This window comes from Flavobacterium sp. (assembly GCF_040382755.1).
Taxonomy (GTDB): domain Bacteria; phylum Bacteroidota; class Bacteroidia; order Flavobacteriales; family Flavobacteriaceae; genus Flavobacterium.
The window spans coordinates 1-1,792 of record NZ_JBEIET010000234.1 but is presented as its reverse complement, the minus strand read 5'-3'; the positions used below and the strand labels follow the sequence as shown (position 1 = coordinate 1,792).

Genomic DNA, 1,792 nt, shown 5'->3' with positions numbered 1-1,792 from the left:
ATTGTTTTAATGAATAAAATATATTAAAGAAAACTTTTGCATTTTTGTTCAGTTTCATTTAAACTTTGGTACAATGAAGTTGAGAAGTGGGAAAAGGTATAAAGTGGAAGATTGTTGGTGGTACAAATATACAATTGAAGCTTGTAATGGGAAAAATCTAGAAGAAGATGAAGATAAAGATTTATTTAGATATAATGAACATTCTATAAAAGAGTGGTACGAGAAAGTTCTACCATTGTTTGAGAGTAGGAGGACTATAAAAGGCGTTGCAAGTGTGAAATAAAATCAGTTGAATTTTATCATTTCAATGTATAAGACCTTCAAATATTAAAAAAGTGCACTACTTGAAAATGGATCAGAATTTGTCATTCTCATATGTCCGAATTCTGGATAGTGCACGTTTAAGGTATTATTTGAAGAACAATGATATTGATTTCGATAAAGTTTTTGAAGTGCTAGATGTTGTTCACTCAGATGAAAAGAAAGCGAACACAACTGAATCAATTGAGGATGTTGAAAAAGAATTGGTTGATCAAAAGGAACGTTATGATAGGGCAATCATGTTTAGGTACATGATTGCTAAATTGACTGTAACAAGACGCATGACACCAACATTGAGGTATTTTATTGGATCACTTGGGCATTTGATTCAAGCTGAAGAAAATGCCTACAAATACCTTCTCAACTATTTGGAAATGAAAAAGACTGTTTTGGCTAACAGGAAATATGTCCATTGGAAGTGTGGAGAAGAAACTAATGTCTGATGACGAATTTAGAGATTACGTAACAAAACTTGGTATTTTAAAGAATATTCTACACATTTATTCTTTTGGTGGGAAAGAATTATGTTGTAATACCTGTAATTATTATTGTAAAATATGTTGGTTATGTTCACAATGTGAATCATGTTGCAATTGGACAGAAAATAATTTTGAAAAAGAATATTCTGGAAACGAACAATCTGGATAACGCAAATTTTAGATGGTATAAAAGACTGCATTTCTTTCTACGTTGTTAGTTAAGACAAAACAACCATAGCATCACTATGGCTGAAAATAACAAACTACCAATTCTACCAACAGCTGACGATTTTGCTCCTGGTGGGGCCTTGGAGGGAATTGTTATTCCTGACATGTATATTCCAAAAGAGGTTGTGAAATTCATGTTTGGTGATGAAAATCATCCAATGACAAAGGCCTACACCTTCAAACTGTTGACCTATCTACATGAAGTTTTTCATTGGGATGTGCAATATTGTGATTGCTTGGAACACATGGTCTACAAGCGACGACATGGAGATGTGAAACTTTCATTTGACGGAACTGATGAGAAAAAAGTACAAGAGGAACCAATGGCAGACTAATCATTGTGCTCAATTTTGAAATTAACATTTCAAAACACTATCTTAATTAATACAAAAAACTTAAAATTTATAAAGCTGTGTAGTTTCTGTGAAAATACACAACAAAAAACCCCAAACTTATATAGTTTAAACCTTTATATTTTAACTTTTGACAGGCATTGTATAAATGGAAATTACGTTGGGTTGAAATATACTCAAAGATGTAGGTTCGAATCCTGCTGTCTTAACATTTTCCCCCTTGTTTAAGCCTCGGAGAGGACAATTAAAGAAATCAAATATTAAAATGTAAAAAAATTGTATTATATTTTCTATTTTATTTTCAAAGATTTAATAAAAAGTATTTTACATAAAAAGACTGTGTTTAATTCCAACTTTCAAATTCATATTCATCTTGTTTATCTTGAGGGGAAGGCTTCACATGACCACGTT

The 1,792-nt window shown here is 31.5% G+C and carries 4 protein-coding genes; all 4 read left to right on the top strand.

Features of this window, described 5'->3' with window-relative positions; translation table 11 throughout:
• Positions 1-73: 73 nt before the first annotated feature.
• Positions 74-283: a hypothetical protein gene (locus ABWO04_RS11625; RefSeq protein ID WP_353079852.1), complete on the top strand. Its 210-nt coding sequence runs from the start codon at positions 74-76 to the stop codon at positions 281-283.
• A 61-nt stretch (positions 284-344) separates the two neighbouring features.
• Positions 345-764, top strand: coding sequence for a hypothetical protein (locus ABWO04_RS11620; protein ID WP_353079851.1), 420 nt, complete (start codon positions 345-347; stop codon positions 762-764).
• Positions 757-969: a hypothetical protein gene (locus tag ABWO04_RS11615; protein WP_353079850.1), complete on the top strand. Its 213-nt coding sequence runs from the start codon at positions 757-759 to the stop codon at positions 967-969. The genes ABWO04_RS11620 and ABWO04_RS11615 overlap by 8 nt, the downstream gene beginning before the upstream one ends.
• 76 nt (positions 970-1,045) lie before the next feature.
• Positions 1,046-1,363: a hypothetical protein gene (locus tag ABWO04_RS11610; RefSeq protein ID WP_353079849.1), complete on the top strand. Its 318-nt coding sequence runs from the start codon at positions 1,046-1,048 to the stop codon at positions 1,361-1,363.
• Positions 1,364-1,792: the final 429 nt, after the last annotated feature.

Bases quoted from the DNA above. Each gene is read 5' to 3' on its own strand.
- ABWO04_RS11615 (WP_353079850.1), top strand. From the start codon at position 757: ATGTCTGATGACGAATTTAGAGATTACGTAACAAAACTTGGTATTTTA.
- ABWO04_RS11610 (WP_353079849.1), top strand. From the start codon at position 1,046: ATGGCTGAAAATAACAAACTACCAATTCTACCAACAGCTGACGATTTT.
- ABWO04_RS11625 (WP_353079852.1), top strand. From the start codon at position 74: ATGAAGTTGAGAAGTGGGAAAAGGTATAAAGTGGAAGATTGTTGGTGG.